Annotated in this window: 30 protein-coding genes and 1 tRNA gene; 22 read left to right on the top strand and 9 right to left on the bottom strand. The window is 64.5% G+C overall.

All coding sequences use genetic code 11. From position 1 onward, the window contains the following. Positions 1–2 precede the first annotated feature (2 nt). The 8 genes from ACFQO4_RS02860 (at position 3) to ACFQO4_RS02825 (ending at position 5410) form a co-directional block, all read left to right on the top strand. On the top strand, positions 3–710 hold the full coding sequence (locus ACFQO4_RS02860; protein WP_500259488.1) for a 50S ribosomal protein L32e: 708 nt from the start codon (positions 3–5) through the stop codon (positions 708–710). Continuing rightward, positions 707–1156 carry a 50S ribosomal protein L19e gene (locus tag ACFQO4_RS02855; RefSeq protein ID WP_253434020.1) on the top strand — a complete coding sequence of 150 codons (450 nt, stop codon included), beginning with the start codon at positions 707–709 and terminating at the stop codon, positions 1154–1156. The genes ACFQO4_RS02860 and ACFQO4_RS02855 overlap by 4 nt, the downstream gene beginning before the upstream one ends. Next, complete coding sequence (locus ACFQO4_RS02850) at positions 1156–1704, top strand: 50S ribosomal protein L18 (protein ID WP_500259487.1); 549 nt, start codon at positions 1156–1158, stop codon at positions 1702–1704. The genes ACFQO4_RS02855 and ACFQO4_RS02850 overlap by 1 nt, the downstream gene beginning before the upstream one ends. After that, positions 1701–2333, top strand: a complete 633-nt coding sequence (locus tag ACFQO4_RS02845; RefSeq protein WP_312912444.1) for a 30S ribosomal protein S5 — start codon at positions 1701–1703, stop codon at positions 2331–2333. Before ACFQO4_RS02850 ends, ACFQO4_RS02845 begins: the two co-directional genes overlap by 4 nt. Next, positions 2330–2803, top strand: a complete 474-nt coding sequence (locus ACFQO4_RS02840; protein ID WP_500259486.1) for a 50S ribosomal protein L30 — start codon at positions 2330–2332, stop codon at positions 2801–2803. The genes ACFQO4_RS02845 and ACFQO4_RS02840 overlap by 4 nt, the downstream gene beginning before the upstream one ends. A 2-nt stretch (positions 2804–2805) precedes the next feature. Next, positions 2806–3312, top strand: coding sequence for an uL15m family ribosomal protein (locus ACFQO4_RS02835; RefSeq protein ID WP_500259485.1), 507 nt, complete (start codon positions 2806–2808; stop codon positions 3310–3312). Positions 3313–3314: 2 nt separating this feature from the next. Next, on the top strand, positions 3315–4784 hold the full coding sequence (secY, locus tag ACFQO4_RS02830) for a preprotein translocase subunit SecY (RefSeq protein WP_500259484.1): 1470 nt from the start codon (positions 3315–3317) through the stop codon (positions 4782–4784). 164 nt (positions 4785–4948) lie between these two features. Next, positions 4949–5410, top strand: coding sequence for a hypothetical protein (locus tag ACFQO4_RS02825; protein ID WP_500259483.1), 462 nt, complete (start codon positions 4949–4951; stop codon positions 5408–5410). Positions 5411–5853: 443 nt separating this feature from the next. On the opposite strand, the gene ACFQO4_RS02820 is transcribed toward ACFQO4_RS02825, so the two are convergent. Next, positions 5854–6114, bottom strand: a complete 261-nt coding sequence (locus tag ACFQO4_RS02820; protein ID WP_500259482.1) for a cytochrome C oxidase subunit IV family protein — start codon at positions 6112–6114, stop codon at positions 5854–5856. 288 nt (positions 6115–6402) lie between these two features. Between ACFQO4_RS02820 and ACFQO4_RS02815 the strand changes: the two genes are divergently transcribed. The 3 genes from ACFQO4_RS02815 (at position 6403) to ACFQO4_RS02805 (ending at position 9090) form a co-directional block, all read left to right on the top strand. Next, entirely contained in the window at positions 6403–7809 is a 1407-nt protein-coding gene (locus ACFQO4_RS02815; RefSeq protein WP_500259481.1) for a hypothetical protein, read from the top strand. 108 nt (positions 7810–7917) lie between these two features. Next, positions 7918–8202: a DUF7410 domain-containing protein gene (locus ACFQO4_RS02810; RefSeq protein ID WP_500259480.1), complete on the top strand. Its 285-nt coding sequence runs from the start codon at positions 7918–7920 to the stop codon at positions 8200–8202. A gap of 96 nt (positions 8203–8298) precedes the next feature. Beyond that, a complete protein-coding gene (locus ACFQO4_RS02805) occupies positions 8299–9090 on the top strand; it encodes an NAD-dependent epimerase/dehydratase family protein (RefSeq protein ID WP_500259479.1) in 792 nt (263 codons plus the stop codon). 90 nt (positions 9091–9180) lie between these two features. Here the strand turns inward: ACFQO4_RS02805 and ACFQO4_RS02800 are convergent, their stop codons facing one another. Further along, positions 9181–9591 carry a DUF7344 domain-containing protein gene (locus ACFQO4_RS02800; RefSeq protein ID WP_500259478.1) on the bottom strand — a complete coding sequence of 137 codons (411 nt, stop codon included), beginning with the start codon at positions 9589–9591 and terminating at the stop codon, positions 9181–9183. A gap of 61 nt (positions 9592–9652) precedes the next feature. Further along, complete coding sequence (locus ACFQO4_RS02795) at positions 9653–10309, bottom strand: helix-turn-helix domain-containing protein (protein ID WP_500259477.1); 657 nt, start codon at positions 10307–10309, stop codon at positions 9653–9655. A 255-nt stretch (positions 10310–10564) separates the two neighbouring features. Between ACFQO4_RS02795 and ACFQO4_RS02790 the strand changes: the two genes are divergently transcribed. The 3 genes from ACFQO4_RS02790 to ACFQO4_RS02780 all read left to right on the top strand — a co-directional run bounded on the left by ACFQO4_RS02790 (position 10565) and on the right by ACFQO4_RS02780 (position 11834). Further along, positions 10565–11206 carry a helix-turn-helix domain-containing protein gene (locus ACFQO4_RS02790; protein WP_500259476.1) on the top strand — a complete coding sequence of 214 codons (642 nt, stop codon included), beginning with the start codon at positions 10565–10567 and terminating at the stop codon, positions 11204–11206. A 92-nt stretch (positions 11207–11298) separates the two neighbouring features. Next, complete coding sequence (locus ACFQO4_RS02785) at positions 11299–11652, top strand: HalOD1 output domain-containing protein (protein WP_500259475.1); 354 nt, start codon at positions 11299–11301, stop codon at positions 11650–11652. Beyond that, the gene (locus tag ACFQO4_RS02780; RefSeq protein ID WP_500259474.1) at positions 11649–11834 is read left to right on the top strand and encodes a hypothetical protein; all 186 of its coding nucleotides are present in this window, start codon (positions 11649–11651) and stop codon (positions 11832–11834) included. Before ACFQO4_RS02785 ends, ACFQO4_RS02780 begins: the two co-directional genes overlap by 4 nt. 106 nt (positions 11835–11940) lie before the next feature. Here ACFQO4_RS02780 and ACFQO4_RS02775 read toward each other — a convergent pair whose 3' ends face one another. After that, positions 11941–12375 (bottom strand): DUF7539 family protein, encoded by a 435-nt coding sequence (locus tag ACFQO4_RS02775; RefSeq protein ID WP_500259473.1) that lies wholly within the window; start codon positions 12373–12375, stop codon positions 11941–11943. Positions 12376–12518: 143 nt separating this feature from the next. Here ACFQO4_RS02775 and ACFQO4_RS02770 point away from each other — a divergent pair, with 143 nt between their 5' ends. Further along, entirely contained in the window at positions 12519–12914 is a 396-nt protein-coding gene (locus ACFQO4_RS02770) for a hypothetical protein (protein ID WP_500259472.1), read from the top strand. Positions 12915–13070: 156 nt separating this feature from the next. On the opposite strand, the gene citE is transcribed toward ACFQO4_RS02770, so the two are convergent. Genes citE through glmS form a run of 5 tightly spaced genes read right to left on the bottom strand, consistent with a single transcriptional unit; the run spans position 13071 to position 18466 of the window. Continuing rightward, on the bottom strand, positions 13071–14117 hold the full coding sequence (gene citE / locus ACFQO4_RS02765; RefSeq protein WP_500259471.1) for an L-malyl-CoA/beta-methylmalyl-CoA lyase: 1047 nt from the start codon (positions 14115–14117) through the stop codon (positions 13071–13073). A gap of 33 nt (positions 14118–14150) precedes the next feature. Further along, the gene (mch, locus tag ACFQO4_RS02760) at positions 14151–15296 is read right to left on the bottom strand and encodes a 2-methylfumaryl-CoA hydratase (RefSeq protein WP_500259470.1); all 1146 of its coding nucleotides are present in this window, start codon (positions 15294–15296) and stop codon (positions 14151–14153) included. Beyond that, complete coding sequence (locus ACFQO4_RS02755) at positions 15289–16578, bottom strand: methylaspartate ammonia-lyase (protein WP_500260446.1); 1290 nt, start codon at positions 16576–16578, stop codon at positions 15289–15291. The genes mch and ACFQO4_RS02755 overlap by 8 nt, the downstream gene beginning before the upstream one ends. Further along, complete coding sequence (locus tag ACFQO4_RS02750) at positions 16559–18004, bottom strand: methylaspartate mutase subunit E (protein ID WP_500259469.1); 1446 nt, start codon at positions 18002–18004, stop codon at positions 16559–16561. The genes ACFQO4_RS02755 and ACFQO4_RS02750 overlap by 20 nt, the downstream gene beginning before the upstream one ends. Next, on the bottom strand, positions 18005–18466 hold the full coding sequence (gene glmS / locus ACFQO4_RS02745; protein WP_500259468.1) for a methylaspartate mutase subunit S: 462 nt from the start codon (positions 18464–18466) through the stop codon (positions 18005–18007). Between the two features lie 135 nt (positions 18467–18601). Here glmS and mct point away from each other — a divergent pair, with 135 nt between their 5' ends. From mct to ddfA, 7 genes are all read left to right on the top strand, one after another. Then, a complete protein-coding gene (gene mct / locus ACFQO4_RS02740; protein ID WP_500259467.1) occupies positions 18602–19774 on the top strand; it encodes a succinyl-CoA:mesaconate CoA-transferase in 1173 nt (390 codons plus the stop codon). Positions 19775–19849: 75 nt separating this feature from the next. Next, positions 19850–20170, top strand: a complete 321-nt coding sequence (locus tag ACFQO4_RS02735; RefSeq protein WP_500259466.1) for a DUF5785 family protein — start codon at positions 19850–19852, stop codon at positions 20168–20170. A 207-nt stretch (positions 20171–20377) separates the two neighbouring features. Continuing rightward, positions 20378–21133: a GTP cyclohydrolase III gene (locus ACFQO4_RS02730; protein WP_500259465.1), complete on the top strand. Its 756-nt coding sequence runs from the start codon at positions 20378–20380 to the stop codon at positions 21131–21133. A 103-nt stretch (positions 21134–21236) separates the two neighbouring features. Continuing rightward, positions 21237–21815 (top strand): CBS domain-containing protein, encoded by a 579-nt coding sequence (locus ACFQO4_RS02725; protein ID WP_500259464.1) that lies wholly within the window; start codon positions 21237–21239, stop codon positions 21813–21815. 213 nt (positions 21816–22028) lie between these two features. Further along, a complete protein-coding gene (locus ACFQO4_RS02720) occupies positions 22029–22544 on the top strand; it encodes a GNAT family N-acetyltransferase (RefSeq protein ID WP_500259463.1) in 516 nt (171 codons plus the stop codon). A gap of 15 nt (positions 22545–22559) precedes the next feature. Further along, positions 22560–22633 (top strand) — tRNA-Thr (locus ACFQO4_RS02715). Positions 22634–23066: 433 nt separating this feature from the next. Then, on the top strand, positions 23067–23342 hold the full coding sequence (ddfA, locus tag ACFQO4_RS02710) for a DdfA family disk-determining factor (protein ID WP_500260445.1): 276 nt from the start codon (positions 23067–23069) through the stop codon (positions 23340–23342). The last annotated feature ends 23 nt before the right edge of the window (positions 23343–23365 follow it).

The raw sequence follows: 23365 nt of genomic DNA, 5'->3' as shown, positions 1-23365 counted from the left end.
AGATGGCTGACGACGACCAACCACAGGAACTCGAAGACATCAGCGGCGTCGGTGAGAGCAAGGCCGACGCACTCCGCGAGGCCGGGTTCGAGTCCATCGAGGACGTCAAGGAAGCCGACCAGGACGAACTGGCCGAGGCCGAGGGCATCGGTAACGCGCTCGCTGCGCGTATCAAAGCCGACGTCGGCGACCTCGAGGTCTCCGAGGAAACGGAGGCCGAGATCGAAGACGAGGCCGCCGAGGAAGAAGAAGAGACCGAAGACGTCGAAACCGAACTGCAACCCCGCGGGCTGACCGAGAAGACGCCCGACCTCGACGACGAGGAAGCGCGCTTGCTCGGACGGCGCCACGCCGAAGGCAAGCCGCAGTTCAAGCGACAGGACTACCACAAGAAAAAGCGCACGCCGGAATCCTGGCGGCGCCCCCGTGGTGGCCTCTCCAAGCAGCGTCGTGGTATCAAAGGCAAGGGCCCGAAGGTCCAGGCCGGCTATCGCACGCCTGAGGCTATTCGCGGCAAACACCCGAGTGGCTTCGAGGAAGTCTACGTCGAGAACACGGACGACCTCGAGGGTGTCGACGGCGACACCCAGGCCGTTCGTATCGCCAGCTCCGTCGGCGCTCGCAAGCGCGAGCGAATCGAGGAGCAGGCCGAGGACGCGGAAATCCGCGTTCTGAACCCGACCTACGTCGAAGTCGAGGTGGACGAATGACTGACCTGAGTTCACAGAAGCGACTCGCAGCGGACGTCCTCGACGTCGGGCAGAACCGCGTCTGGTTCGACCCCGAGGCTCAGGGCGACATCGCGTCGGCGATCACGCGCGAGGAGATCCGCGAACTGATCGACGACGGAACGATCCGGGCGAAAGACGCCCGTGGGAACTCTCGCGGTCGCGCCCGCAAACGCAACGAGAAGCGCTCCTACGGCCACAAGAAGGGGCCTGGCAAGCGCCGCGGCAAGAAGGGCGCCCGCCAGAACCAGAAAGAGGAGTGGACGAACAAGATTCGCGCACAGCGCCGGAAGCTCCGCGAACTCCGCGACCAGGGCGAGATTACGCCTACGCAATACCGCCAGCTCTACCGCAAGGCAGCCGGCGGGGAGTTCCGCAGCGTCCGGTACCTGTTGAACTACATCGACAACGAATACGGTGACCAATAATGGCGACAGGACCACGATACAAGGTACCGATGCGGCGTCGCCGTGAGGTCCGGACGGACTACCACCAGAGGTTGCGCCTGCTGAAATCGGGGAAACCCCGCCTCGTTGCTCGCGTGAGCAACAAGCACGCCACGGCGCAGCTGATCACCCCCGGCCCTGACGGTGACGACACGCTCGCCAGTGCTCACTCGAGCGACCTCGAGGAGTACGGCTGGGACGCACCGACGAGTAACCTCTCGGCTGCGTACCTGACCGGCCTGCTGGCCGGGAAGCGAGCGGTAGACGCCGGCGTCGACGAGGCCGTCCTCGATATCGGCCTCAACAAGGCGACGCCCGGAAACAAAGTGTTCGCGATCCAGGAGGGTGCGATCGACGCGGGGCTCGAAATTCCCCACAACGACAGCGTCCTCGCCGACTGGTCGCGTACTCGCGGCGAGCACATCGCCGAGTACGCCGAACAGCTCGAGGAGCCGCTTTACAGCGGCGACTTCGACGCGACCGACCTTCCCGAACACTTCGACGACGTACGAGAGGCGATCTTAGAATGAGCGCAAACGACTACGACGACGGGTGGCAGCCCGTAACCCGACTCGGGAAGCTCGTTCAAGAGGGCGAAATCGACACGATGGAGGATGCCCTCAACTCCGGACTTCCCCTCAAAGAGCCCGAACTCGTCGACCAGCTCCTCCCCGGACTGGACGACGAGGTGCTGGACATCAATATGGTCCAGCGGATGACCGACTCCGGCCGCCGGGTGAAGTTCCGGTGTGTCGTCGCCGTCGGCAACCGCGACGGCTTCGTCGGCTACGCCGAGGGTCGCGAGGACCAGGTCGGCGCCGCCATCCAGAAGGCGATCGGTATCGCGAAGCTGAACCTCATCCAGGTGCCCCGCGGCTCCGGGTCGTGGGAGGACCGCTCGGATCGGCCCCACTCGCTGACCCGTCGGACGACCGGCAAGGCCGGCTCCGTCGAGGTCGAACTCATCCCGGCCCCCGAGGGGCTGGGCCTGGCCGCGAGCGACACCGTGCGCGCGGTGCTCGAGCTCGCCGGCATCGAGAACGCCTGGACGAAGAGCCACGGTAACACCCGAACGACGGTGAACCTGGCGAAAGCGACCTACAACGCACTCGAGAACGCCTCGCAGTCGCGCGTCCCCCGTGAGGTGGCCGAACGATGACGGCGAAAGCTATCGTCCAGATTCGCGGCGAGGTCAACCGCCAGCAGGCCGTCGACGACACGCTGTCGATGCTGAACCTGCACAAGGTCAACCACCTCACCATCGTCCCCGACACGGACACCTACCGCGGGATGATTACCAAGGTCCACGATTTCGTGGCCTACGGTGAACCCGACGTCGAGGTGCTCGAGACGGTGCTCGCGAAGCGAGCGGAACCGCTCGAGGGCCGCCAGTCCGACGTCGACGCAGACTGGATCGCCGAGCATACCGAGTACGACGACTTCGCCGCCCTCGCCGAGGCGCTCCTGGCAGAGGAGACGACGCTTCGCGAGCAGGGGCTGTCGCCGACGCTACGACTGCACCCGCCGCGCGGTGGCCACGAGGGCGTCAAACATCCGACCGGAAACGGCGGGCAACTCGGAAAGCATACAACCGAGGAGATTAACGCCCTGCTAACGGCGATGCGATAACCATGACGAGCAAGAAACGACGTCAGCGCGGCTCGCGAACCCACGGCGGCGGCACGCACAAGAACCGCCGCGGGGCCGGCCACCGAGGTGGCCGCGGCAAAGCCGGGCGTGACAAACACGAGTTCCACAACTACGAATCGAGAGAGAAACACGGCTTCAAGCGACCACAGGGCGCCCAGCCCACCGTCGCCGAGATCGACGTCCAGAAACTCGACGAGGACGCGATCCTCTACGTCGCCGACGGCGACGCCGAAGAGACCGGCGACGGCTACGCCATCGACGCTCGCGACGTCGTCGAGGACGGCCACGAGGCCGACGTCGTCAAGGTCCTCGGCAGCGGCCAGGTCCGGAACACGCTCGAGATCACCGCGGACGCCTTCACCGAGACGGCCCGCGAGAAACTCGAGAACGCCGGTGGCAATGCGGTCGTCTCCGAGCGCGCACAGGCGGCAGAGGAAAGCGACGAAGCCGAGGCGGAAGCAGAAGCCGACGAGGCGACTGAGGACTAACCATGGGATGGAAGGAAGCCGCCGAACCGGTCTTGACGCGGATGCCCACCGTTCGCCGTCCGGAGGGGCACGTCCCCTTCAAGCGAAAGCTGGGGTGGACGGCGGGGATCCTCGTGCTGTACTTCTTCCTGACGAACATCACGGTCCTGGGCGTCGCTCAGGGTGGTGAGGACCTGTTCGGCCAATTCCGCGCGATCTTAGCCGGTGAGCACGGCTCGCTCCTGCAGGTCGGTATTGGCCCGATCGTCACCGCCAGCATCGTGTTGCAGTTGCTCGGTGGGGCGAATCTGCTCGGGCTCGACACCGACGACCCGCGCGATCAGGTCCTCTACCAGGGCCTGCAGAAGCTGCTCGTCGTCGTGATGACGGCGCTGACGGCCCTGCCGATGGTGTTCGCCGGCAGCTTCCTTCCGTCAGTGAACGTCCTCCAGCTCGGCGGCCTCACCCTCACGGGGGCCGAGGTGCAGACGCTGATGTTCGTACAGATCTTCATCGGCGGAATCCTCATCCTCTACATGGACGAGGTCGTCAGCAAGTGGGGCGTCGGCAGCGGTGTCGGCCTGTTCATCATTGCCGGGGTCAGCCAGCGACTCGTCTCGGGATTCCTCTCGCTTTCCGACGAGGGATTCTTCTACAGCTGGTACCAGATTCTGTTCACTGACGAGATCACGGTCAACTCCTGGCTCAGTAGCGAGGGGTTCAACACGCTGTTCATCGCCGACAACGGTGGTCAGCTGCTGGCGCTCGCGACGACGCTGTTGATCTTCGGCATCGTCGTCTACGCGGAGTCGGTCCGCGTCGAGATTCCGCTGAGCCACGCCCGCGTGAAGGGAGCTCGCGGACGCTTCCCCGTGAAGCTCATCTACGCGAGCGTCCTGCCGATGATCCTCGTTCGCGCCGTTCAGGCGAACATTCAGTTCCTGGGACAGATCCTCCATAGTCAGTGGTCGATGCCCGGGTGGCTCGGCGTCTACTCCAACGGACAGCCGGTCGGCGGGTTCTTCTACTACTTCGCGCCGATCTATTCCCCGAACGACTGGATGTGGTGGACGGGACAGACTCCCGCGGGGATCGACCCCTGGCAGATCATGGTGCGGATCGGTATCGACCTGACGTTCATGGTCGTTGGCGGTGCCATCTTCGCCATCTTCTGGGTCGAAACGACGGATATGGGGCCGAAAGCGACGGCTCGACAGATCCAGAACTCCGGGATGCAGATCCCCGGGTTCCGCCAGAACGCGGGTGTCGTCGAGAAGGTCATGGAGCGCTACATTCCGCAGGTGACCGTCATCGGCGGCGCGCTCGTCGGGTTGCTCGCCGTCTGGGCGAACATGCTCGGTACCATCGGTGCTGTCTCCGGAACCGGCCTGCTGCTCGCGGTCTCGATCACGTACAAACTGTACGAGGAGATCGCCGAGGAGCAGTTGATGGAGATGCATCCGATGATGCGCCAGATGTTCGGCGGCGAGTAGCCGCGCCTTTCACTTTTCCTGCCGTTCTCATCGTTCTCGAGCGACGCATCTATCAGGGCCGCGGCGCCCGACGGGCTTTTTCGACCCTCGAGCGAGCATCGGCGGAGGCACAACTGCAGGATATATATGGGCGAAGGGACAAGCCTCTGCTAAGAGCTGGTTCGATGTCAGAGATATACCTGGTAAGCACACTCCTGATGGGATTAATCGTGCTCGGCGCGGCGGCGATCATCACCCGAATGGGTCAGCGGGCGACGCCGAGCGGGCACGCGGGAACGCGCAGCGGGTACGCCGAGTGGTCGCCGCGAACGGCTACCGAGGAAAGTCGCGTCGTCGCCCTCGCGAAGACGCCCGCGGTCTGGGCACTCGGCTTCGTCGTCACCGCCATCGCCCTCCTGGGCGGTGCCGTGCTGGTCGTCAGCGAAGGGGAGTACGTCGACTCGGCACTCGTGGAACCGATCGTCTTCGCCGTCGGCGGCGCCGCCCTGATCGGTTACGTCTTCTTCGGTGCGTACTTCGCCGCTCGAGACCGGTTCGGAAACACGGCTATGGGCGTCGCCTTCGCGGCGCTCACCCTGGGCGTCCTGGGGCTACTTGCGGTTGCCGTCCTCCTTCTGATGGGGTAGGCCTGACGTCCGATCCGTCCGTTCTCCCGACTTGCCGTATCGACCGCTCGAGCGAGTGTGGATGCTTCCATCGGTCGGACGTCACTCGTTCTCGTCTCCCCCTTCCTCCCCTCGAGTGGAACTGAACCGCCGTTCCACGTCTCGAGTGCTATCGAGTGTCAGTAGGGTAATCGGTAGCTGGATCGGTCACCGTACGGGTGTCGATGGGTTGTAGAATCGTCCGATACGCTTCTCTCTCCGTCGGGCTGTGGGTTCGATCGAACCTCTGTGACGTGTCTGTGATGTCGGCCTCCGGTGTGACAGAAACAGACACGATCACGTCGGTCGTCGACTCGAGTGGAGTGACGTCTGGAGACCGAGAGTGGGAGGGATGAGGTGGGTGAGAGAAAGCGACCGTGCAGACGAGAATGCAGAGAGAGGCGAACCGCCGCGGCCGTCGAACGCTACTGAATCGAGAAGCCGGCGGCGACCGCCAGCAGGAAGACCATGAAGACGGCGCTGAGCATCACGTAGGTGATCGAGCGCGGTTCGTCTACGAGATGCTGATACCAGCCGGCGATGAGCAGGGACTTAATGACGGCGAGGAAGAGCGTCGCCCCCACGGCGAACTCGTAGGTAAAGGGGAGTTCGAAGAACACGAACTTTGCCGTCCCTAACGACAGTAACAGGACGTAGATGAGGGTGTAGGTTCGTACACTCGACATTGGTGAGACTTCGGAGAGACGCACACTTATACCTTCCTCATGCGGCTTCCGCGGGTGACTGTTCGCGCTTGGGACCGGTCGCGCTTCGCGTGCTCAACTGGCCGTAGTGCAGATCGGAAATGGCCGTGGTGCACGGTCGAAACTGACCGGCGAAGGTCGCTCTGCATGGTCGACACTGGCCACTCGAGCCGGCGACTGCGACATCGTCGACGAGCATCCGGATTATCGGTGCCCGGACCCGACTCGACAACGACACCATCATGCCCGTCCGGGCCCTCGAGTCGACCAATGACTGGGCGATCGGTCGCCGCTCGCCGAACGGGAATCGTCGCGGGGCTGGCCCTGCTCGCCGTCGCGGTCGCAACGGGCGTCGTCTCCGCGAGCAACATTGCCTCTGGATTGACCCAGAGCCGCGGCGACGTGAGCGTGCCGACGTGGCTCTATCTCGCGACTGGGGCGGGCGTCGTCGGCGTCTCCGCGCTGTTGACGATGCTGGTCACCGATCGGGAGTTCCTCGCACACGCCCACGATCAGTACGTGGGCCTCTCGAATCGGACGCTCGCTCGCGCCGCCTCGATCATCGGCGGCACGATCGGCGTCGGAGTCCTTCTCGGGATGGTAGTCGTGGGGATCGTCGGCCCGCAGGGAATCGGCCTGACCAGCGCCACGGTGCTCCTCTCGTTCGTCGTCGTTCGCGCCATCCTGACGACGGTCGCCTACACGGTCGGCGATCCATGGCCCACCCTCAACCCCTGGCGACGGATCGCGAGCGCCCTCCCGACGCTCGACCGCCCGTACCCGTCCTCGCTCGGCTCCTGGCCGGCCGTCGGCGCGCTCCTGGTGTTCGTCTGGCTCGAGGTCGTTGCCCCCGTCATCTCGAGTCCGCGACTCCTGACGGCGATCATCCTCGTTTACTCGGTGCTGACGGTGGCCGGCGCGGTCGCGTTCGGGTCGTCGACCTGGTTCGAGCGGGGCGACCCGCTGTCGGTCTGGTTTCGCCTCTACGGGTCGGTCGCGCCGATCCAACGAACCGCCGACGGCCTCTCGCTGCGCTGGCCGGGCGCTAGATTGAGCGACGACGACGTGGTGACGGACCTCTCGGTGGTCGGGTTCGTGCTCGTGTTGGTTTGGGAACTCACGTTCAGTGGCTTCATCGTGACGCCACCGGGCGTCGCGGCGATCGAAGCGCTGGTCGGGATCGGCTTGCCACCGCAACTGGTCTACCTCCTGTTGCTGGTCGGGGGCTACACCCTCTGCTGGTGGGTCTACTGGGTCGCGGCCGGGCTGACCCGCTCGAGAGCGGAGACGTACCTCTCCCGTCGGTACCTCGCGATCAGGTACGCGCCGCCGTTGCTGGCGATCGCCGCCGGCTACCACTTTGCTCACTACATCGGCTTCTCCATCTCGCTGTGGCCGGCCCTGCTCGAGGCACTGAGTGCGCCGCTGAATCCGGGTGCGAATCCGACCCAGCTGGCGCTCACGTCCTGGTTCGGTTACGTCGAGATCGCCGGCATCCTGATCGGGCACGTGCTCGCGGTGTGGATCGCCCACGCCGTCTCGATCGAACTGTTCCCCGGAAAACTCCAGGCGATCCGGAGCCAGTATCCGTTCATCGTCGTCATGATCGTCTTCACGATGATCAGTCTGTATCTGGTCTCGCTGCCGACGATGAGCGCGCCGTTTGTTCCCGCCTGAGCTCCACGATACCCACTCGACCGTCGAGGTACAGTGCGGTTACTCGAGCGGCCCCGTACTCCGGGGAACCGGCAGACACTTTTTCGACCGCACCCTACGCAGGAGTAGATGCACGCGGAGCCCGTCACCGAACCCGAGTACGACGTGCCCGAGGAGGGACCGGCACTGACCTGTCCCTACTGCGCTCGCCCGCTCCAGACCGAGGAGCTCCTCACGTATCACGTGGGTCTGGCTCACGACGACGTTTGCAGCGACGCTGAGCGCGAGACGTTCGAGGAGGCCCGCGAGGACGAGGAGTTCGACCTGTTCACCTTCCACGCGAAGGCGGCCGTCTCGGTATTTCTGATCTACTTCATGTTCGTGTTCCTCTACGGGCTCGTCTGGTCGGGCTGAGGCGATAGGCTTCGAGTCCGCCCCGTCCGAGCCCGTCCGCCAAGACCGGCAGGCGCCGCCCGGACCTATTTTGGGCTCAGCGTCGTGCAGCCGTCTATGGCGGACCACCACGGATCGACCGATCGGACAGTGGCCATCACCGGCGCCTCGGGGCGGGTCGGGCGAGAGGCGATCGAGGCCCTGTCGGCGTACAACTGTCGACTCTTCAGCCACAGCGAACACGAGGACATCGACAGCGAGACGCTCGAGATCGCCGACCGCGACGCCTTCTCGAACGCGCTCGAGGGTGCGGACGTGCTGATCCACCTCGCCGCGAACCCCTCACCCGCGGCCGAGTGGGACGATCTGGAGGGGCCGAACATCGACGGCGCGTACAACGCGTTCGAGGCCGCCCTCGAGAACGACCTCGAGCGGGTGATCTTCGCGAGTTCGAACCACGCCGTCAACGGCGAGAACGTCGTGGACCCGACGAGGGTCGAGACCACCGGAGGCGATCCGCTCGTCGTCCGCCCCAATGATCCGCCCAGTCCCGACAGCTACTACGGCGTGACGAAGGTCTTCGGGGAGGCGATGGGGGAGTACTACGCCCGCAGACACGGCCTCGAGGTCGTGAACTTGCGGATCGGTTGGCTCCTCGACGAGGACGAGTTGCGCGAGACCTGCGACGAACGCGACGGCTCCGGCGAGCGCTACGCCCGTGCGATGTGGCTCAGCCCTGCCGACTGCCGACGCCTCCTCCAGGCGACGCTCTCGGCCTCGCTCTCGACGCACGCGATCACCGCCCACGGGGTCTCGAACAACGCCGACCGGTTCCTGTCGCTAGCCGAGACGATGCACGAACTCGAGTATCGGCCTCGCGACGACTCGAGCGTCGTACTGGACGAGTAATTCACGCTGAAGCGTCGAAACCGAGAATTGACCGGATCGCTCGAATAACGCGGGCCGAGCCGTCGAACGGCTCGATCACCACGGGCGACGTTACGCTTGTGTCTCGTAGGACTCGAGTACCGTCAGCAGTTCCTGACCCAGGTCACTTGTGGCGTTCCGAATCCGATTCGTTTCGGGGTCGCGGACGACCAGGCCGCACGCTTCCAGTTTCGGGAGGTGGGCGTGATAGAGCGCCGTTCGGACGCGTCGTCCGTGCTCACTGTCTGATCGGCCCTCACTCCGGAGCGCTTCGGCAACCTGTTTCGCAAGCGCGTCCATCTCCATCGATTCTTCGTCGGCGAGATTCAACGTTCGCAGAATAACTCGACGTTGCTCGCTGGCAATCGCGAGGAGAACGTCGTCGGGAGGATTTGCTTCGCTGCCCTCGGGTGGACTGGGTCTCGTCGCCTCTCCCCCGATACCCAACCGTTCCGCACTCGTCTTGCTCGACTGGCGATCCATAACCACTCATTACCGGGTGAGAAGTGTGAGGATTCGCCATGATGCACGAGGGAATCCGATCTCACGTGTCTCCCTCGGAAGGGATGAGCGTGTACGTGACGAGCGCCCCGATTGCTCGGCGGAGCCGTTCCGTGACAGCCTGGTCGGAAATCTCGAGTTCGTCGGCGAGTTCCTTGGTCGTACAGCCTCTCGGGATGTCGTAGTACCCCATCTCCACGGCCAGCGTGATCGCTTCCCGCTGGGGACCGGTCAGGCCGTGCCACGGACCGGCGTCCGGTTCCGTTGGGTTGTACACGCGAGCCACCTCCAGCGAGATCTGTGCGTCCTCACAGCGGGTCGTGAACTCGCTGAGGGCCGTGTGATCGGGGAATCGCAGTTCGAAGGCCCACGAATCGGGTGTCCCGGTGGCACTCAAAAGCTGCCCATCGGTTTCTCTGATTCCCCGAAAGAGGTGGTCCTGGTTCGCGTCCCAATCGAGCGTGAAGAGCGTTCGGTCCTCGAAGACGTCGACCTCCGATGCGTCGTTGACGGTCGGATGGCGTTTGACCGCGTCGACGAACGAGCTTCGCGTCGAGTTGTGGATCCAGAAGAGGGGAACGGTGGCCTCACCGATTGGCACGAGATTCTCGAGTTCGATAGACGTGATCCCCTCGATGTGCAGAATTCGTCCGAGTTCGAAGTTGGCGGACGCGATTCGAAATTCTGCGATCACGCTCATGACTCGCTCTCGTCACCATGATTGACCATGTTAGTACAAAACTAGGTGGCATGGTACACCATGCTCTGCCGAGATTGGAATCGGGGGAAACCGTTTCCCCGCCTCAAAATGTTCCTGTCGAATCATCGTCGTATGCTCATACTGCCATTACCTTGGTCGTCGTGTCGTACTCATACTGCCATTACTCGAGTCGTCGCCTTGTAACTTGATACACCACCCGTGCCGATTATTCGCCGCCCCGACGAATTGGGAGGTATGGCTACCGTGTTAGAATTTACGAGTCCGGCAGAGGAGTTTCCGCTGGGAACTATTTTCGAAAACTTGCCGGGGGTCACGGTCGAGCTCGAGCGACTCATCCCGCACGATACGCTGATCATCCCCTACTTCTGGGTCCGTGGCGCGGAGGCAGAGGATATAGAGGCCGCGTTCGAAGCTCACGCCGGCGTGGTCAGCGTCGACCTCATAGATAGCGTCGACAGCGAGTTTCTCATGCGGGCGGAGTGGGAGGAGTCGTACTTCGGTATCCTGAGCGCGCTTGCCAAGACCAACGTCGCCGTCCTCTCCGGGATCGGGACGAGAGACGGGTGGCGTTTCGAGGTTCGAGGCGAAAGCCGCGACGCGATCAGCCAGTTCCGAACCAATTGCCAGGAACACGACATCCCCATCGAAATCACCGCCGTGCACGCGTTGCTCCCGGTACAGGGCGACGGTTACGAGTTGACTGACCCACAGCGAGAGGCGCTGGTGCTGGCGTACGAGCGGGGTTACTTCGACTCGCCGCGTGAGACGTCACTTGAGGACGTTGCCGACGAACTCGGCATCACCCAGCAGTCGCTTTCGTCCCGACTCAGACGCGGGCATCGCCGTCTCATCGGCGCAACGCTCGCTAATCCGTAGACCTGGCCGGAACGATCGGTAGACCGGTATTAGTACCTTCTGTATAATCAGTGCCGCTCTTCACCCGATTCAGGCCGCTAGGGTGACGTAGTATGATTGCTACACAGGCCGGTGTCGAGTTGGCGTCGATGGCGTTTCATCCGGAGTCGGAAACGTACAGAGCCGAGTACGACCAGGATGCAGTCTCTGCGAGCATGGCCGTCGTCGCGGTACTCTCGGAGGTGATGGATGTCGATCCAGTCGAACTGGAACCGCTTCACACGTCCATCAACACCGGTGCGCTCGACAATCTCGCCCGCGTTCGAGACGGGACGGGTGAGGGGGTTTCGATCACGTTTCGGGTAGCGACGTACGCGATAACCGTCTCCAACGACGGCACGGTCGCGCTCACTTCGCGAGAGCAGACGGGAACGGACGGCGTGACCGAGGGAGTGTCTCCCGTATGACCTCCGAAGAAGCCTCGCTCGCCACTCGAGCGGAACTCAACGCCGAAATGCAGTCGCTCCTTCGTCAGGCGCACGGTAACGGTGTCGACGTCGAAGGTGGGTGGGAGTGTCGAAACGGCCCCGAGCAGCCGGACTGGGACGTGATCGTCACGGAAGTGCGAAAGAACGACGAGTCGGAGTGAACGAGTACGTCGGCGAACGCGATTTCTGCGGGCGGTGGTATTTTTCCTGATCGATGTTCAGCCCCGGTGGCAACGAAGGGGGCGCAGGCATCCGACCTCCCCTCGATTACGGTTCGCTCCGCGTTCGCTCGATGAACTCCTCGAGTTCGTCTTCGATGAGTGTCGAAACGCGCTCGCTGTATCGCCAGAGTGCCGCGTTGAGTCGCTCTTCGGTCTCGTCGTCGATACCGTCTCCATCTCGGAGGACGGAATCGTCGGTTATCTGTGGGTGGTAAACACAGACGACACCGAGCGGGACGTCAGACCCCATGTCACCAGCGGTGTGAATACCGTACTGATCGGTTCCCCAGACGCCGTCTCCACCCTGTCGCTCGAGTGCCGAGTCGAGCGTATCGAGGAGCTGTACGTCCCCGGCCGTGAGAATCGGGTCGTCACCTTCGAACAGTTCGCTGTACGCCTCGGTTCGGGCACGATTCGTCCACTGCTCCAGGTGGGACCGTGCGCGTACGATCAGTTGTCGTTCGTCCGGATGCTCGATCATGGCCCAGTAACGACCGCCAGGTCAATCAACGTTTGCGTCGACGGCGTGTGGTTCACTGGCGACGGCGGCTTGACAGCCATTCCTGGCGCGCCCATTCACGTGCCGTCCACAGCGTTATCACGTTCACGACTGTATGTCACCGTATGGCAGACACGAAACGGAGTCGAGAGAAGCAGGCTCGGGACGAGGAGAACCGCCAGCGAGAACGGGAAGTCTCGGAGGCGCGCGACCGTGGTGACGAGGCCGAACCACCGAACGAGTGGGACGAAACCGACGAAGAGAGCCCGGCGGGCGACGATCACGACTCGCCTCGAGAGTGCCACCGTCGCGACTGTACCGAACCGGCGACGTTCGTCGTCGTCGAACGCTACCAGGAAGAGACCGGGCACGGTGCCGTCGAGGCGAAGGCGTTCCTCTGTCGAGCACATACCGACGAGGAGAGCCCCGCGAATCTCGACGGCGCCTACGACGACTACCTGTTCCGCGTCGAGATGCTTTCGGAGGCAGGGACAGAGACAGACACCGCGGCGACGGAGTGATTGGCGCCTCGATTTGCACTTGCAGTCGATCGCTCGAGGCCCGTTGCCCGACCGCTCGAAACCGCTTCCCAACTGCTCGAGGCCGCTCTCCGACCACCCGAGGCCGCTCTTCGACCACTCGAGCCACTCTCCGACCGCTCGGCGCGTCCGATGAGCCTACCGGTACGATAACTCGAGTTCGAGCGCCCGCTCGAGCACCCCCGCGTCGTACAGATCGTCCGTCTGTTCGGGACGGGTACGGTGGATCGCCCGAACCGTCTCGACGGTGTTCCGGAAGTTCTTGAACGTCGCCTCGTCGACCATCTGGCCGTCGATCGTCACCGCGCCGGTTCCCTCGACTTTCGCGGCGTTGAACCGTTCGATCTTGTCCACGTCGCACTCGAGTTCTGCCGGCGTGGGCGTGTGGATCCGGTTGGCCTGGATCGTCTGTTTGGGGTACAGCGACCAGGAGCCGTCGAGGCCGATCCGCGCCTCGCGCTCGACCTGGTCGGCGTAGCCGTCGGCGTTGTAGACGGTCACGCCCGCGCGTTCGGCGAAGAGGTCGTCGAACGGGCCGCCGATCGCCAGCAGGTCGTTCGCGCTCGCCTCGTTCGAGAGCGCCTCGAGCAAGCCGTCCCAGCGCGGGCGGCCGTCGCCGAGGTCGCGTCCGCCGAGTTCGGCGGTGTAGTCGACGGGGCCGAAGACGAGGGCGGTGAGGCGCTCGCCGCCGGGGCCGGTCCGTAGTCGGGCGATCTCGCGCAGGTCCGATCGGGCGCGTGCCGTCTCGACGATGATCGAGAGCCCGATCGATCCCTCGGGGTGGCCGTGATCGGCTTCCGCTCTGGCCACCGCCTCGAGGGCGCGCTCGACGTTTCCCTGTCGTCCGACCTTGGGGACCACGATGCCGTCGATCTCGTCGCCCACGTTGCGGACGAGCGTGTCTATTTCCTCGCGGCCCTGGGCACGAACAGTCTCGTCGTCGTAGCTCCACTGAACGCGCGGCCAGATCTCCCCGGGAAATTCGAAGTCGTGGAGCAACTCACAGACGTTCTCGAGGCCCTCGGCTTTCATGTCCGGGGCGGTGCCGTCCTCGAGGTCGGGGACGAGCCAGTCGGGAGCCTGGAAGCCCTCGGCGGTGAGGCCGGATCTGAGGTACTTCGCCGTGTCGTCTTTCGGGACGGCGGCCGGTGCGGTCTGGAAGGTGCGGCAGGTTCGGTTGGTCATTGGGAGTGTGGCCGTTGTATCGTTGGACTCGCTTCAGTCGTCTCGAGTCAGTATCTCGGCGGTTCGAATCCCGGAGTACACCGGCTCGTCGCGCTGGTTGAATGCGACGTGCTGGAAGCGGACGGTCCCCGCCCGCTCGTTCGCGGTCGTCGTCTCGCGACTCGTCTCGAGGACGCGCGTGAAGCAGTAGACGGTGTCGCCGGGGGTGACGAACGCGTGGAAGCGTTCGTCCTCGAAGCCGACTTCGCGGTGGGTTCGCTCGTCCGAGCGAGCGTGGCCCAGCGCCGTCGAGCGCGTCACGTCGCCGTAGGCGACGATCCCTCCCGACGGCGCGTCGGCCATCGCGTCGGCGTTGTGGTGTTGTTTTGCGGTATTGAGCGTCGCCAGCGGCAGGGTCGCGACGGTCACGTCGTCCATCGTCCGCCCGCGTTCGTGGCGGTAGGCGACGACGGCGTCCCGGTTCTCGGCCGTCTCGAGGGCGGCCTCGAAGTCCTCGAACGCGTCGCCCTCGGGGGTGACGAACGTCTCGGGGAGTGCACTCACGGCACGTTCGGTATCCGACGGGCGGCCGCCGCCGTCGGCCTCGACGCCGCTCCCGTCCGTCTCGAGGCGCTCGCATCGCGGGATCATGTTCGTTCGCTCGTAGGTGCAGAGCGTTTTCCCCGTTCCGGCGTCGTACCCGCGGGTCGCCCAGGTGACGATGCCGTAGTCTGGTCTCGAGTTCGACCCCTTCGTAGTCAGGACTTCGCTCTCGACGCGCAGGTCGGTCCCCGGAGCGACGACGTCGGCCGGAAAGCGGACGTTCGTCCGGCCAAGGAAGTAGCCGCCTTTCTCGCTCAGGTCCTCGACGGTACACCCGAGGGTGGCCGCCAGCAGGTAGTCCGGGTGGATCGGCGGTTCGTCATACCCGCGGTCGCTGGCGACGTCCGCGCGCCAGTACACAGGGTCGTGGTTCAGCGTCTGGCTCGTCCACAGTTCGTTCCCCCAGCGAGTCAGCCGGAGTCCGGGTTCGTGCTGGATCACATCTCCCTCCGCGAAGTCCTCGAAGTAGTGTCCTTTCTCGCGGATGCCCGCTCGCTCGAGCGCGCTGGTGAAGGTGTCGGGGTCGGTCCACTCGAGGTCGTTCCTGGCACCCGAGTCGTTATCGTCTCGCGAACCGTCCGCGTCGGCATCAGTCATCGGCAGTCACCTCCTCCGGTTCGCTCGAGGCGGTCGCCGCGTGCCCGCGGCGGGCGAGCGTCCGGCGCATCTCGTTCTCGACGATCATGTAGCCCTCGTCGAACCCCATGCCGGGCTTGGCAAGCACCTGGGCGGCGTCCGTCGCGAGTGCGACGTGTGCACAGGCTCGAGCAGAGACGTCCGTCTCGTTGCAGGTGCCCCCGAGGTACGCGCGCGTGTCGGTTCCCTCGCAGTAGCGGACGGCCTCGCCGCTCCGCTGAATCCCTCCGAGGTCCGGCGTCTTCACCTGGACGAGGTCGGCCGCCCCGGCGTCGACGAACGCCTGGACGTCCGCGAGCGTGTTGCACCACTCGTCGGCCACGATGTCGACCTCCACGCCTGCCGACGAGAGCCCGTCGCGCAGTTCGGCCATCGCGCGAATCTGGTCCTCGCGTGTTCCCACGTCCATCGGTCCCTCGATCTGGAGGGGGATCGGCCCCGCGGCGGCCTCGAGGTCGGCGAAGTACTCGAGAATCGCGTCGCTGTCGAAGGGAACACCGAATAGCTCCCCGATCGTACCGTAAACGTCGATATGGAAGCGTGGTTCGTAGCCCTCGGGACCCAGTTCGCTGCTTCGCTCGCGGAGCCACTCGAGGTAGGCGATCAGGTTCTCGCCCTCGGGGCCGAGCTTCGAGGGGCTGTTGAACAGCCCGTGTGGGAGGACGGGAACGCCCTTGAGCAGCATCTTCTCGGCGTTTCGTCGACGGTCGTCGCCGGACTGGCCGAAGACGGGGACCGGCTCGGTCGCCGGTTCCGTCCCGAGCACGTCTGCGAGCACGTCTGTCATAGTCGTCACGCGCGTGCGCGCGGCCCCGGCGAGGAGGGCCTGGGAGACGCCGTAGCGGACGGCGGTGTGCAGTCGGGAGCCGTCCTGGCGAAGTCCCTCGAGCACGGCCGCGTTCTCGCCGAAGTCGATCGGGTCGCGGCCGACGAGCGCGTCGGCGACCGCCCCCTCGACCAGTGGGGCGTACTCGGCGGCACGAAAGAGCGGGTCGCGCCCGCCCGCCCCGGAGTACTGGACGGCCGCGCAGTCGCCGCGAACGACCGTCCCGTCGCTCAACTCGAGGTCGACGAGCAGGGCTTCGCCCGCCTGGCGGACCGACTCGAAGCCGTCGGTGAGCGGCTCACCTGCGTAGGCGAAGCCGTCCTCGCGGGCGCCGCGCTTGATGGCCAGCTGGTCGTCGGTGTAGAAGCCGGAGACCCCGGGAGTTGCTCGGACTGATTCAATCTGCACGGGTGTCACCCCCGTTCGGCCGGCCAATGAGGCGGCCGTCGCTGATCGCGTCGACGTCGTCGGCGACCATGCGGAACGACTGCTCGCGCCCCTCGGTTTCGGCCCGCTGGGTGAGGCGTGCGGCGTGGATCTCCTTGACCTCGTCGCTCATCGCGAGGTCGGCGAACTCGAGGATGCGGACGCGGCCGTCGTCGTCGCGGGCTGGGAGGACCGCCCCGCGAGCGCTATCGCTCGGCGCGAAGGGAACGTCGAGCGCGCCCGACTCGAACGCCCGGATGGTGCCACGGGCAACGTCACCGTCGCCGTGCTCGAGGACCGCCTCGAGGAGACAGCGGGTCTCGCGTTCGATCAGATCCTGTTCCTCGTCGATGCCGTCGATGTCGATGTCCTGTTCGAGTGCCATGTCGATGATCTGTCTCGTAGTTCGGAGGCCGGCTGCGTTCGCCTCCTTCGTCGGAACACCCTGGAACTCCTGGGGCGATTTCGTGATGACCTTGTCGGGGCGGGCGATGGCCGCGGTTATGCCGCCGAGGCCGATGACGCCGTTCGCCCGCGCCTCGTCGGGCGGGAACCCGCCCATCCACTCGTGGAAGACCGTAGTGACGCACACCTCGTTGGGGAGGTACTCCTCGCCGAGGGATCGGAGTGCGCGGAGTGCGGCCACGTCCTGGACGACGTTCCCGACCTGACCGTAGCCCAGCGTAAGCGAACGCACGCCCTGCGTGGCGGCGAGCAGCCCCTCGAGCACCATCACCGTGATGGCGATGCTCGGGGGGACGAGTGTCCCCGTGAGCGGGCCGAACGGCTCGCGGTTGATACGGACGCCGCGTTCGGTGTACGCGCCGGCCAACCGGTCGACGAACTGCCAGTGTTCGATAGTCGTCGCCAGGTCGTGGCGTTTGGTGTAGGGGATGTTGTAGGAAATCGGGCCACCCTCGAAGCTCTGGAAGCCGCCAGCGAAGGTGACTGCGGCCAGCAGACGAGCGTCGGGGGTCCCGTGGCGGACCTCGATCGGCGCGTCGACGGCCTCGATCAACTCGCGACAGCCGGCGATGCCGTGGTTGACCGCCGGGAAGCCGTTGAGGGTGTCTTCGCCCGACTCGCGGGCGGCCTCGAGTCCCTCCTCGGCCTTTCCGTACTCGTTGTCGCGCGTGTAGGAGTCGATGGTCGTCGGCAGGAGGTCTGCCTCGCCCTCCGAGTGAAGGTACTCGAGCAGGCCGATCTGATCCTCGAGGCGTGGAACGCCCGCCCTCGGTTGCAAGAGCGGGCGGTTGGCCGACTCGAGTACGTCCGCGAAGCGTTTCGCGGGCGGCAGCGACTCGTGGAACTCGACGGCTTCGTCGAAGTCGACGGCCTCCCCGGTGGGCCAGTTCTCGCGGAGGGCCGCGTCGATGCGTTGCAACTCCTCGGCCGGAATGCGCTCGTCGCGTATCATCTACGAGGTGACGGTGGCCCGGTCTCGTTCTTGCTCCGTAGCCGTGAGCTGGAGGTCGCGCTTCAGGGCCGCGATCGCCTCCTCGGGTTGGGTCTCGGCGTCGAAGACGCGGTCGAATCCCAGTTCGTGGAAGGTCTCGCGAGTCTGCTCGAAGTCGTCCTGGCCGACGGCGAGGTTGCCGCCGATGTAAGTCACCGCGTCGACATCGTGGGCCTCGAGCGTCTCCTGGAACCCCTGGCAGTCCTGCTCGGCGTGGCCGTACAGCGAGGAGACCAGTACGGCCTCGGCGTCGTGCTCGCTGGCGGCGTCGGCGAACTCCTCCTGGGAGGTCTGGACGCCGAGGTTGATGACTTCGAAGCCTGCTGCAGCGAACGCCTGCTCGAGGATCGTGATGCCGACGACGTGGGCGTCGGACCCGATGACCCCGAGAACGACCGTGCGGGACATTGTGTGCACAACCATGATAGACCTGTGTTTAAAGTTAATGGTCGATCATGATAATACTCCTAATACACCTTAACGGCCCTCCTGTGGGACTCTATGACACCATCATGATTTATAGTAAAGGTTTTTATCTCCATTACGTGAGGTCAGGGCATGGGAGCGCTCTCCTCGCTTCGCGTGTTGGATCTAACGCAGGTGCTCGCCGGACCGTACTGTACGATGTTGCTCGCGGACATGGGCGCAGACGTCGTCAAAATCGAACGGCCGGGTGGGGACCTCATTCGACCGAACCCGCCGTTCGTCGAAAGCGCCCAGGCGGAGGCCTACGGTGGCTACTTCCAGAGCGTCAACCGCGGGAAGCGGAGCCTCGAGCTGGACCTCGGGGCCGAGCGTGACCGCGAGGCCTTCCTCTCGCTCGTCGAAGAAGCCGATGTCGTCGTCGAGAACTACCGCGCGGGCACGATGGAGCGGTTCGACCTGGGTTACGAGACGCTCGCTGAGCACAACCCGGAACTGATCTACTCCTCGATTCGGGGCTTTGGGGACCCACGGACGGGCGAGACGCACCGACAGGGCCAGCCGTCGTTCGACCTCGTCGCGCAGGCGCTGGGCGGCGTCATGGAGATCACCGGCCAGGAGGACGGCCCGCCGACGAAAGTCGGCCCCGGCATCGGCGACCTGTTCACGGCGACGCTGAACTGCGTCGGCATCCTCGCTGCGTTGCACCACCGCGAGCGAACCGGCGAGGGCCAGTACGTCGACACCGCGATGTACGACGCGATGATCAGCATGACCGAACGGGCGATATACCAGCACTCCTACACCGGCGAGGCGCCGACGCGTCAGGGGAACTCCCATCCGACCCTCTTTCCGTACGACGCCTTCGAGGCTGCCGACGGCCACGTCGTGATCGCCGCGTTCGGTTCGAACCACTGGAACGCCCTCTGTGAGACGATGGATAGTCCGGACCTCGCCGCCGAGTACCCGGACGCCTCGAGCCGGCTCAGTAACCGAGAAACGCTTCGGGCGGCCATCCTCGACTGGACGCGCGAGCGCACGTGTGACGAAATCTGCGACGCGCTCGAGGGCCGAGTACCCGTCGCGCCCGTCCAGAACACGGCGGACATCTTCGACGACTCGCACGTGCACGCGCGCGAGATGCTCGTTTCGGTGGCTCAACCCGGGGCCGACCGCGAAATCGAAATCGCGGGCAGTCCGATCAAGATGAGCGAGACGCCGCCACGGCCTCGCGGGCGCGCGCCGCTGCTCGACGAACACCGCGAGGAGGTGCTCGAGGATGCGGTTCGAACGGCGGAATCCGATTGAGCAGCGGCCGTCGCATCCGCTGTGCGTCGCTCGCGGAGAGTAACCCTTTTGCGCCCCCCGGGCCCACGCTCTGGTATGGACTGGCCACACGACCCCGATGGGGAGGAGGGTAGCGAAGGGATGCGCAAGTTCGACATGGCGATCATCGCCAAGAAAGTCGACGAGGAGGAGGACTTCCCGCTCGAGCGCGACGCGTTCGTCGAGGCCCACGGCGACGAACCCATCCGGATCAACCACCAGTCGGTCGTCGCACTCGCGGACATCTTCGAGTACGTCGACGAGCCGGAGTTCGAGACGATCACGGACATGCACAAGGCGGTCGGCGCGGCCATGCGGGAGGGGAACTTCTGGGACTACCACCCGGTTGGCGCGAACCCCGAGACGAAGTCGGCCTAATCGACGCGTCCTTTTGATCGGCCGTCGGTGCGCCGTTCTCGTTTTCGTCTCCGTTCTCAGTATCCGTCGACTCGAGTCGCCCGACCAGTGACCGTTCCTTGAGCGGCCGCGTAGTCGAGTAGACCTCCGCTCGAGTCACCTCGAACCCCCATCACGAATCTGGATTACGTATCGCTTATACGATATCGTTCGAAACGGACGAGTACCGTGACGAACACGCAGGTGACGCTCTTTCAGATCGACAACTACGGACCGTGGACCGTGACGCCGGAACCGCGACGGGAAGCCGACCTCCAGACGCTCCAGTCGCGACTGTACGCCGACCTATCGCAGTACATCGGCGCCCGCGACGGCTACGTCTTCTTCACACGATTCGACAACATGATCGCCGTCACGAACGGCCTCGATTTCGAGGATCACGCGCTGATCCAGGAGTCCGTCGGCAACCGCTACCCGGTCACCCTGAGCCTCGGCGTCGCGACGGGGACGACCCCGGTTCAGGCGCTCTCGGACGCGACGAGCCTGATCCAGGACGCCGGCAGCGCCCAGGACGAGCATCGCCGCGAGATCCTCGAGGGCCGAACCATCGACGACGCCCACCGAACAGACGGGGACGTCCAGATCGCTCACTTCGACGTGATCGACGCGACCGGCCAGTACACCGACGAACTCAACGCCTTCGATAGCTTCATCGAGATCGAACAGGGCTACGCTGCGCTCATGCGCCACATGCGCCACGCCCACGGCAGCCTCTCGTTTTTCGTCGGGGGCGACAACGTCATCGTGGTCTGTCCCGACCTCGAGCGAGCGGACTACCTCGAGGCCATCGAACACGTCGAGTCGGCGGTCGACGTGACCATGCAGGTTGGCGTCGGCACAGGAGCGAGCGCGCACGAGGCGGGGTACGCGGCGAAACGCGCCCTCGAGCACTGTCGGGCGAACGGGACGCGCGTCGAGTTCTGACCCAACACCGAATTTCGAGCACGACAGAAAGCGAAACTTCAGTGTGTGACCGTATATACGTGTCGGAGGTACCTTTTAGGTCGTTTGGGCTGTGTATTTCGATATGGAATCGGATCTGTCGGTCAGGGACACCCTGACAACTGAATACGTCGGCGTGAGCGAATCCGACACCGTGCTCGGTGCCGTACAGTTGATGCGCGAGGAGCGCGCCGGCTGCGTGCTCGTCGTCCGGGGATCCGAGGCCGTCGGCATCATGACCGAGTGGGACGTCCTGGGCGTCGTCGAAGACGAGGACGACCCCGCCGAAACGACGGTTGGGGACGTCATGACGTCGCCGGTACTCACGATCGAGACCGACCGTTCACTGACCGATGCTGCCGACACGATGGCGAGTCAGAACATTCGCAACCTCGCAGTGGAGGAAAACGGCGAACTCGTCGGCGTTCTGACCCAGCGCGACGTCATCGCCGTCGCGGGGTCGTTCCACGGCGCGACGAGCCAACCGGCCGCCGAGGGCGTCGGCGTCACGAACGAGGGCAACGCGTCTCTCTCGGACGAGTACGCGACCAACGGCGGTGAGGAGTTCAGCACGCAGGGCGTTTGTGAGGCGTGTGGGACGCTCACTGACTCGCTCCAGGAGGCCAACGGCCAGCTGGTCTGTGTGGACTGTCGGCAGGTGTGACGTGCCCGCTGAGCTGTGTGGCCGGTCGATGCGGACCGTGGCTCGTTCGCCCGGGCATCTCGAGCGGCGAGGCCTGTACCTCGAGCGGCGATATCCGTGTCTCTCGCGATGGCGCTCGTTCCTCGAGCGACAGCACACATCGTTCGAGCAGCGACGTCCGTGTCTCGAGCCGCCAGTGTTAGTGAACTCTCCTCGAGTGCCGCCCACCCACGAATGACGGCCGGTGACGACCTCGACCTCGTGATCGAACCGGCAACGAGTGACGACCTCGAGGCCGTCACCGAGTGCTGGGTCCGCCTCGCGACCGACCAGCGCCGACACGGCTCCGTCGTTCGCCCGGAGGAAAACCGGGAGACGATGCGGGCGACCCTCGGCGCCCACCAGGTCGACGACGGACTGTTGGTCGCCAGAGACGGGGACCGAGTCGTCGGATTCGCGTCCTTCTCCGTCGAACACGGCGCGCTCGAGCTGGCGTGTACGCGTGGCCTGCTCTCGAACCTCTACGTCGACCCCGACTACCGCGGCCAGGGAATCGGATCGGCGTTACTCGACCGCGTCGAGGTCAGCTTCGCCGATCGCGGCGTCGACCGACTGATTCTCGAGGCGATGGCCGACAACGAGGCGGCCAGGCGCTTCTACCGCGAGGCCGGGTACGACCCGTTCAGGGTCGGTCTCGAGCGCAAACTCGACCGGCCGGCCGAAAACGATACACACTCAAAGGACGAGTGATAACTCACAGACCGCGCCAGGGGAGCATGGGTGGTACATGCACTCGACTTGTAATCGAGAGTTCACGGGTTCAAATCCCGTCCCTGGCTCCTTCTCGCGATTGTCACTGTTGACGTCGAGCGGCGCGGACGGTCGCCCGATTCGGCGTGGAGCTGTACACGCCCACCTCGAGCGGTTCGTACGAGTGCAGGAACAGCCCGTGTTTACCTGCTGTCGAACAGTCGTTGTGCGTGTCACTCTATCACGTGGTTGATAGCGAGAAACCCGGTAAAAATTGTAACCACCTGTGACGTTCGGCCAATTGACCGACTGTTTCATAGAATCCAGACGTTCAATGCGTGATTACACTCTCGAGTTCCCCATTGAACTCGTTCAGACTACGCTGACAGTACTAATTTTATAATAAAATAGATTCCCAAATTGATTAGTAATGACCATTATATATCATTGGTGTATAGAAATGTGCAGCAAGAGGGGCTTGAGGCCACAGGTTTTATATCCAACCGTGTAAAGCATCCGCCAATGCTACTGTCAGCCGACCGATCGAGCATGAACGAAGGAATTCCTCTTAGTTTCCGCATCGTCGAAGCCGTTGCCAGAGAAGAGGGTGTCGACCCTGTCGAAATCGAACCTCCCGAGTACGATGCTCTCTACGACGTTCTGAATCCAGAAGCGCTCGACTCCCTATTTGCACCGCGCGAAGATGGCACCCCGCGGAGCCCCGGCGAAGTAACGTTCACGTTCTGTGGGTACGAGATGGTCGTCGAGAGCGACGGCGAAGTCACTATTCTCGATTGACGCGTTCGCGTTTACGGTCGTCT

It is taken from the genome of Saliphagus sp. GCM10025334 (assembly GCF_042663485.1).
Lineage (GTDB): Archaea > Halobacteriota > Halobacteria > Halobacteriales > Natrialbaceae > Natronosalvus.
This window is presented reverse-complemented; position numbering and strand designations above follow the sequence as displayed.

Excerpts from the sequence above, each read along its gene's own strand:
- ACFQO4_RS02855 (WP_253434020.1), top strand. The coding sequence starts at position 707 with ATGACTGACCTGAGTTCACAGAAGCGACTCGCAGCGGACGTCCTCGAC.
- ACFQO4_RS02825 (WP_500259483.1), top strand. The coding sequence starts at position 4,949 with ATGTCAGAGATATACCTGGTAAGCACACTCCTGATGGGATTAATCGTG.
- ACFQO4_RS02790 (WP_500259476.1), top strand. The coding sequence starts at position 10,565 with ATGGCTACCGTGTTAGAATTTACGAGTCCGGCAGAGGAGTTTCCGCTG.
- ACFQO4_RS02845 (WP_312912444.1), top strand. The coding sequence starts at position 1,701 with ATGAGCGCAAACGACTACGACGACGGGTGGCAGCCCGTAACCCGACTC.
- ACFQO4_RS02775 (WP_500259473.1), bottom strand. The coding sequence starts at position 12,375 with ATGATCGAGCATCCGGACGAACGACAACTGATCGTACGCGCACGGTCC.
- ACFQO4_RS02835 (WP_500259485.1), top strand. The coding sequence starts at position 2,806 with ATGACGAGCAAGAAACGACGTCAGCGCGGCTCGCGAACCCACGGCGGC.
- ACFQO4_RS02850 (WP_500259487.1), top strand. The coding sequence starts at position 1,156 with ATGGCGACAGGACCACGATACAAGGTACCGATGCGGCGTCGCCGTGAG.
- ddfA (WP_500260445.1), top strand. The coding sequence starts at position 23,067 with ATGCTACTGTCAGCCGACCGATCGAGCATGAACGAAGGAATTCCTCTT.
- ACFQO4_RS02815 (WP_500259481.1), top strand. The coding sequence starts at position 6,403 with ATGACTGGGCGATCGGTCGCCGCTCGCCGAACGGGAATCGTCGCGGGG.
- ACFQO4_RS02860 (WP_500259488.1), top strand. The coding sequence starts at position 3 with ATGGCTGACGACGACCAACCACAGGAACTCGAAGACATCAGCGGCGTC.
- mch (WP_500259470.1), bottom strand. The coding sequence starts at position 15,296 with ATGACTGATGCCGACGCGGACGGTTCGCGAGACGATAACGACTCGGGT.
- ACFQO4_RS02780 (WP_500259474.1), top strand. The coding sequence starts at position 11,649 with ATGACCTCCGAAGAAGCCTCGCTCGCCACTCGAGCGGAACTCAACGCC.
- ACFQO4_RS02720 (WP_500259463.1), top strand. The coding sequence starts at position 22,029 with ATGACGGCCGGTGACGACCTCGACCTCGTGATCGAACCGGCAACGAGT.
- ACFQO4_RS02840 (WP_500259486.1), top strand. The coding sequence starts at position 2,330 with ATGACGGCGAAAGCTATCGTCCAGATTCGCGGCGAGGTCAACCGCCAG.
- citE (WP_500259471.1), bottom strand. The coding sequence starts at position 14,117 with ATGACCAACCGAACCTGCCGCACCTTCCAGACCGCACCGGCCGCCGTC.
- ACFQO4_RS02800 (WP_500259478.1), bottom strand. The coding sequence starts at position 9,591 with ATGGATCGCCAGTCGAGCAAGACGAGTGCGGAACGGTTGGGTATCGGG.
- ACFQO4_RS02810 (WP_500259480.1), top strand. The coding sequence starts at position 7,918 with ATGCACGCGGAGCCCGTCACCGAACCCGAGTACGACGTGCCCGAGGAG.
- ACFQO4_RS02805 (WP_500259479.1), top strand. The coding sequence starts at position 8,299 with ATGGCGGACCACCACGGATCGACCGATCGGACAGTGGCCATCACCGGC.
- ACFQO4_RS02785 (WP_500259475.1), top strand. The coding sequence starts at position 11,299 with ATGATTGCTACACAGGCCGGTGTCGAGTTGGCGTCGATGGCGTTTCAT.
- ACFQO4_RS02795 (WP_500259477.1), bottom strand. The coding sequence starts at position 10,309 with ATGAGCGTGATCGCAGAATTTCGAATCGCGTCCGCCAACTTCGAACTC.
- mct (WP_500259467.1), top strand. The coding sequence starts at position 18,602 with ATGGGAGCGCTCTCCTCGCTTCGCGTGTTGGATCTAACGCAGGTGCTC.
- ACFQO4_RS02735 (WP_500259466.1), top strand. The coding sequence starts at position 19,850 with ATGGACTGGCCACACGACCCCGATGGGGAGGAGGGTAGCGAAGGGATG.
- ACFQO4_RS02750 (WP_500259469.1), bottom strand. The coding sequence starts at position 18,004 with ATGATACGCGACGAGCGCATTCCGGCCGAGGAGTTGCAACGCATCGAC.
- ACFQO4_RS02820 (WP_500259482.1), bottom strand. The coding sequence starts at position 6,114 with ATGTCGAGTGTACGAACCTACACCCTCATCTACGTCCTGTTACTGTCG.
- secY (WP_500259484.1), top strand. The coding sequence starts at position 3,315 with ATGGGATGGAAGGAAGCCGCCGAACCGGTCTTGACGCGGATGCCCACC.
- ACFQO4_RS02725 (WP_500259464.1), top strand. The coding sequence starts at position 21,237 with ATGGAATCGGATCTGTCGGTCAGGGACACCCTGACAACTGAATACGTC.
- ACFQO4_RS02770 (WP_500259472.1), top strand. The coding sequence starts at position 12,519 with ATGGCAGACACGAAACGGAGTCGAGAGAAGCAGGCTCGGGACGAGGAG.
- glmS (WP_500259468.1), bottom strand. The coding sequence starts at position 18,466 with ATGGTTGTGCACACAATGTCCCGCACGGTCGTTCTCGGGGTCATCGGG.